Source organism: Cellulosimicrobium cellulans (assembly GCF_001722485.1).
Lineage (GTDB): Bacteria > Actinomycetota > Actinomycetes > Actinomycetales > Cellulomonadaceae > Cellulosimicrobium > Cellulosimicrobium cellulans_A.
This window is the reverse complement of sequence record NZ_LWGL01000201.1, coordinates 1-5,127: the sequence shown is the minus strand read 5'-3', so window position 1 is coordinate 5,127 and position 5,127 is coordinate 1. Positions and strand designations below refer to the sequence as shown.

Annotated in this window: 7 protein-coding genes; 6 read left to right on the top strand and 1 reads right to left on the bottom strand. The window is 76.5% G+C overall.

What is annotated here, in order from left to right; all coding sequences use genetic code 11:
- The 4 genes from JZ5iCDA_RS15455 to JZ5iCDA_RS15440 form a co-directional block, all read left to right on the top strand.
- Positions 1 to 1,303 (top strand): ATP-binding cassette domain-containing protein (locus JZ5iCDA_RS15455; RefSeq protein ID WP_069387959.1); only part of this gene is annotated, 1,303 nt, incomplete at its 5' end.
- A gap of 48 nt (positions 1,304 to 1,351) precedes the next feature.
- Positions 1,352 to 1,873: a DUF2087 domain-containing protein gene (locus JZ5iCDA_RS15450; protein WP_069387958.1), complete on the top strand. Its 522-nt coding sequence runs from the start codon at positions 1,352 to 1,354 to the stop codon at positions 1,871 to 1,873.
- Positions 1,874 to 1,908: 35 nt separating this feature from the next.
- Complete coding sequence (locus JZ5iCDA_RS15445; protein WP_069387957.1) at positions 1,909 to 2,427, top strand: aminoacyl-tRNA deacylase; 519 nt, start codon at positions 1,909 to 1,911, stop codon at positions 2,425 to 2,427.
- Positions 2,428 to 2,676: 249 nt separating this feature from the next.
- Entirely contained in the window at positions 2,677 to 3,054 is a 378-nt protein-coding gene (locus tag JZ5iCDA_RS15440; RefSeq protein ID WP_069387960.1) for an STAS domain-containing protein, read from the top strand.
- A gap of 33 nt (positions 3,055 to 3,087) precedes the next feature.
- Here the strand turns inward: JZ5iCDA_RS15440 and JZ5iCDA_RS15435 are convergent, their stop codons facing one another.
- Complete coding sequence (locus JZ5iCDA_RS15435) at positions 3,088 to 3,336, bottom strand: hypothetical protein (protein WP_069387956.1); 249 nt, start codon at positions 3,334 to 3,336, stop codon at positions 3,088 to 3,090.
- A 97-nt stretch (positions 3,337 to 3,433) separates the two neighbouring features.
- Here JZ5iCDA_RS15435 and JZ5iCDA_RS15430 point away from each other — a divergent pair, with 97 nt between their 5' ends.
- The gene (locus JZ5iCDA_RS15430; protein WP_069387955.1) at positions 3,434 to 4,693 is read left to right on the top strand and encodes an exonuclease SbcCD subunit D; all 1,260 of its coding nucleotides are present in this window, start codon (positions 3,434 to 3,436) and stop codon (positions 4,691 to 4,693) included.
- On the top strand, positions 4,693 to 5,127 hold a 435-nt coding region (locus JZ5iCDA_RS15425), incomplete at its 3' end, for an AAA family ATPase (protein WP_171905402.1). The genes JZ5iCDA_RS15430 and JZ5iCDA_RS15425, both read left to right, overlap by 1 nt.

The following is a 5,127-nucleotide window of genomic DNA, read 5'->3' as shown; positions in this document are numbered from 1 at the left end:
GGACGCGCGCGCCGCCCGGACGCTCGCGGGGCTCGGCCTCGACGTCGAGGGCGTGGCGGACCGGCCGGTCGGCTCGCTGTCGGGCGGGCAGCGCACGCGGCTCGGCCTCGCCGCGCTCCTCGTCCGCCAGCCCGGCGCGCTCCTGCTCGACGAGCCGACCAACCACCTCGACGACGACGCCGCCGAGTTCCTCGCGGCGGCGCTGCGGGCGCTGCCGGGCGCCGTCGTGCTCGCGAGCCACGACCGCGTGTTCCTCGACGAGGTGTGCACGGAGATCCTCGACCTGGACCCGTCGGTCGAGCCGCTGCGCGGCGCCGCGGCCGACGGCGCCTCGCCGGGCATCACCGCGTACGGCGGCACGTACAGCGACTACCTCGAGGCCAAGCGTGTCGAGCGCGAGCGCTGGGAGCAGCGGTTCGCCGCGGAGCAGGAGGAGCTGCGGGAGCTGCGGCGCGCGGTCGCCGTCACGGCGCGCGACGTGAGCAAGAACCGGGAGCGCGGCAACCAGGCGAAGATCCTCTACGACTTCAAGGGCGAGCGCGTGCAGAGCCAGGTGTCGCGGCGCGTGCGCAACGCGCAGCAGCGGCTCGACACGCTCGAGCGCGAGCAGGTGCGCCGGCCTCCTGCGCCGCTGCGCTTCGCGCCGCCGCACGCCGACGGGGGCCGCGGTGCCGGTGCGCCGGGCGCGGGCGACCTCGCCGTGTGGGCGCGGGGCGTCGTCGTGCACCGGGACGGACCCGTGCCCGTGGGAGAGCGCGCGGCGCGGCTCGACATGGCGGCGTCGGGCGTGCCGTCGCTCGAGGTGGCGCGCGGGGCGCGCCTGCTGATCACCGGCGCGAACGGGGCCGGCAAGTCGACGCTCCTGCACGTCCTCGCGGGCGACCTCGAGCCCGACGCCGGCACGGTCGGCCGGGCGCGCGGCGTCCGGGTCGGGCTGCTCGAGCAGGACGTGCACCTGCACGACGACGAGCGCACCCCGCGCGAGATCCTCGCCCTCGTGCAGGGCGGCGACGGGGCAGCGCACGACGCCCGCGTCGACGCCCACGGGCTCATCGCGCCGCGCGACCTCGGGCGCCCGCTCGCCGACCTGTCCGTCGGACAGCGCCGGCGGCTCGTCCTCGCGATGCTCGTGTCGCAGGCACCGGACGTCCTGCTCCTCGACGAGCCGACCAACCACGTGTCGCTGACGCTCGCGACCGAGCTCATGGCGGCGGTGCAGGACTGGCCGGGCGCCGTCGTCGTCGCGTCGCACGACCGGTGGCTGCGGCGGCACTGGACGAGCGACGTCGTGCACCTGGCCTGACGGGTATCGCGCTGGCCCGGGACGGCGTCCGGTGCCTAGGGTCGAGGCATGGACAGCGGGGGCACCTCGGGCAACGCGTGGAAGCAGGTCGTCGCGTCCCTCGCCGACGAGGGGCGGCTCGCGCTGTTCGGGCGTGTGGTCGTCGACGCGCCCGCCGAGGCGGACCTGAGCACCGACGACCGGCGCCGCCTCGCGCCGCTGCTCGCCGCGGGTGTCGTGGTGCGCGACGACGGCGGCTTCCTCCGCGCGGTCCCGGGGCGCTTCGCCGGGCTGCTCAGCTCGACGCCGTCCCCGCAGCCGACCGGCCCGGACCGGTTCCTCGTGGGCGGGCGCCTGCTGCGCAGCCCGAAGCGGCTGCGGGACCGCCAGCTCGTCGTGCGCTACCTCGCCGCGCAGGTGCTGCCCCTCGAGGAGCCGGTCACCGAGCTGACGCTCACGAAGCGGCTCGCGGAGCGCGCGGCCGACCCGGTCTCGCTGCGGCGCGCGATGGTCGACGCCGGTCTCGTGCACCGGACGCGCGACGGCGCGGAGTACTGGCGCACGGTCGTCACCGAGTTCGACGACGTGTGACGTCGGCGGGCGCGCCGCGGGCTAGGGTCGGTCGGGTGAGCAGCGAGCGGAGCGGCGGACCGGGTGGCGAGCAGGCCAGCGAGCAGGGCAGCGCGCGTGCGGTCGCGGCGCTGGAGGCTTCGGGCATCGGCTTCACGCTGACGCGGCACGGCCGCGTGTCCTCGCTCGAGGAGGCGGCCGCGGCGCGCGGCGTCGAGCCGGCGCGCGTGCTCAAGACGATCGTCGTGCGGCGCGCCGAGGACGACTACCTCTTCGTCCTCGTGCCGGGCGACCGGCAGATCGCGTGGCCGCGCCTGCGTGCGCTGCTCGGCGTCTCCCGCCTGTCGATGCCGGACAAGGACGTGGCGCGCGACGTCACCGGGTACGAGCGCGGCACGATCACGCCGTTCGGCGCGACGCACGCGTGGCCGGTCGTGGCGGACGAGCGCGTGGCCGCCGCCGACGGCGCGGTCTCGATCGGTGCGGGGGCGCACGGTGTCGCCGCGACGGTCGACGGGGCCGAGCTGGTCCGGGTGCTCGGAGCCCGGGTCGCGGACGTCACCGACCCCCTGTAACGTCCCCACTCGGCCTGCGGCCGCCGCCCCCGACACCCGCCCCGCGGGACCGTCCGGTGGTGGCGGCGCCGCGCCGGGTGCACACTCGTGGTGCCCCGGCCGACGACGCCCGGGGCGCTGCGGCCGGCACGGACCTTCCCGTGCGGGAACAGGTGCCGCGCCCGTCGCGTTGGCACGGGAGGGGCGAGGTCGACGGCACGCAGGAGGACTCGAGAGACGGTGGAGCTGGACCGCATGGATCTGGACCGCATGGACACAGGCAGCGCGAGCGCGGAGGCGAGCGGCATCGCCTACGCGCCGGACGAGGGCGGCGTCGTCGTGACGATGTGGGGCGAGGTGGACGCGGCGCTGCGCGACCGCGCCAGCGAGGCGATGTCCTACGTGCTCGACACGCGCGGACCCGTGGTGGTCGACGTCGCCGGGGTGACGTTCATCGACTCCTCCGGGATCGCCTTCATCATCCAGCTGTACATGCTGGGGGACGAGGAGGGGCGCGAGGTCGTGCTGCGCGACCCGTCGTCCAGCATCGTCGAGCTGCTCGACATGATCGGCATGGGCGGGCGCCTGCCGATCGTGCGCACCGACGACGCGCCGACGGGCCCGGTCGCGGTCGTCGGCGTCGGCTGACGCCCGTCCGCCGGGGGACCCGGCGAGGACGGCTCAGGCGGAGCCGTACGGCGGGTCGTCCGGACGCGCGGGCGCCGGAGCGTCCTCCACGGGGCGCTCGGCCTCGTGGCGCGCGGGGACCTGCGCGGGGAGCTTGTGCCGGAACGCCGACCAGTACAGCGCGAGCACGAACGCCCCCGCCACGGCGATGCCCGGCGTCGCCCCGGGGAACCACAGCCGCGAGACGGCCACCAGCCCTGCGTAGACGACGGGCAGGGCGACATCGAGGGTGCGTCGGTCCACGAAGGGGCCTCCGGTCGGTGAGGTGGAGCGGGGAGAGGCGCGGAGGCCTCGGGGAGTCTAGCGGGGCGTGTGGGCGCCGACCGCTACGTTCGGGCCCATGCGGATCCTCCACACGTCCGACTGGCACCTCGGGCGCACGCTCCACGGCGTGGATCTGCTGGACCACCAGGCCGCGCACCTCGACCACCTCGTCGAGCTGGCGCGCGCCGAGCGCGTCGACGCGGTGCTCGTCGCGGGCGACGTGTACGACCGCGCCATCCCGCCCGTCGAGGCGGTCGCGCTGCTGTCCGACGCCGTGGACCGCCTCGCGGAGCACACGCACGTCGTCATCACCCCCGGCAACCACGACTCCGCGATCCGTCTCGGCTTCGCCGAGCGGCTCCTGCGCCCCGGCGTCCACCTGCGCACGCGCGTGGCCGACGTCGGCACGCCCGTCGTGCTCGGGCCGGGCCCCGGCGCGGGGGAGGGGGACGAGGGCGGACCGCTGCTCGTCTACGCGCTGCCGTACCTCGACCCGGACGCGGCGCGCCACGAGCTGGCGGACGACCGCTCGGTCCCGCTCGCGCGGTCGCACGAGGCGGTCATGGGCGCGGCGCTGCGCCGGGTCGGCGCGGACCTCGCCGCGCGCCGGGCGAGCGGCTTCGTCGGCCGTGCGGTCGTGTCGGGCCACGCGTTCGTCGTCGGCGGCGAGCCGTCGGAGTCCGAGCGCGACATCCGCGTCGGCGGCGTGGACTCGGTGCCCGCCGGGGCGTTCGCGGGGTGGGGGATCGACTACGTGGCCCTCGGCCACCTCCACGGGCCGCAGCGCGTCCCGGTCCCCGATGTTCCACGTGGAACCGGGGGAGCGGACGGCGAGCGGCCGGACGCGGGCGCGCCCGTCGTGCGTTACTCGGGGTCGCCGCTCGCGTTCTCGTTCTCCGAGGTGCGCCAGCGCAAGTCGACCGCGCTCGTCGACCTCGACCGACTGGGTGCGGGCGGCCACGACGCCGTCGAGCTCGTGCCCGCGCCCGTGCCACGACGGCTCGCCGAGGTCACGGGACCGCTCGACGACCTGCTCGGCGCGGCCGGGGAGCCGCACGTCGACGACTGGGTGCGCGTCGTCGTCACGGACGCCGCGCGGCCCGCGGAGCTCTACGCGCGCGTCAAGGAGCGCTTCCCGCACGCCCTCCAGGTGACCCACCGCCCGCCGCAGCCCGCCGCGCGCGAGACCGTGACCGCCGTCGGTCCGGGCCGGGACTCGCTCGACGTCGCGCGCGACTTCGTCGAGCACGTGTCCGGGCAGGCCCCCACCGCGGCCGAGGTCCGCGTGCTCCGCGACGCGCTCGAGGGTGCGCTCGCGGCGGAGCGGAGCGCCTGATGCACCTGCACTCGCTCACCTTCCAGGCCATCGGCCCGTTCCCGGGACGGCACCGCATCGACCTCGCCGCGCTCGGCGCGTCGGGGATCTTCCTCCTGGACGGACCGACCGGCGCGGGCAAGTCGACGATCATCGACGCGATCGTGTTCGCGCTCTACGGCAAGGTCGCGTCGGAGTCGGCGAGCGACGACCGGCTGCGGTCGGCCTACGCCGACGCGACCGTCGAGTCGTTCGTCGACCTCGTCCTCGAGGTGCCCGCGGGCGTGTTCCGCGTGCGGCGCACGCCCGAGTACCGGCGGCCCAAGAAGCGCGCTGCGCCTGGCGCTGCAGGAGAAGGGAGTCACGCCATGACCGCCACCCCTCCCCCGGACCCGTACCGCGAGTGGGACGCGGCGTACGTGCTCGGGGCGCTCGGGCCGCAGGACCGCCGGGAG